This window comes from Vogesella urethralis (assembly GCF_007644045.2).
GTDB lineage: Bacteria > Pseudomonadota > Gammaproteobacteria > Burkholderiales > Chromobacteriaceae > Vogesella > Vogesella urethralis.
This window is the reverse complement of the sequence record NZ_VMDW02000050.1, coordinates 1-235: the sequence shown is the minus strand read 5'-3', so window position 1 is coordinate 235 and position 235 is coordinate 1. Positions and strand designations below refer to the sequence as shown.

The following is a 235-nucleotide window of genomic DNA, read 5'->3' as shown; positions in this document are numbered from 1 at the left end:
ATGAACACGTGGCCTGCGACGTGAGTATGGGACCCAGAGTCCATCAGCCGTCATCCATTTTCTCAGTGTTTCAACAGACACCGTGATGTTATGGCGTTCGCGCAATTTTTCTGCGGCCAGCGTTGGTCCAAAGTCGCTGTAATGATCGTGAAGTAAAGAAAGTACACGCAGCTTCAGTGACTCAGGAAGTCTGTGATTACCGGGGCGTCCTCGTCGAAGGTTTGCCAGACCTGCA

1 pseudogene is annotated in these 235 nt (G+C 51.9%); it reads right to left on the bottom strand.

The window, feature by feature from the left end:
* Positions 1–235 (bottom strand): annotated as a pseudogene (locus FLQ03_RS19340) (helix-turn-helix domain-containing protein); the annotation flags it as partial.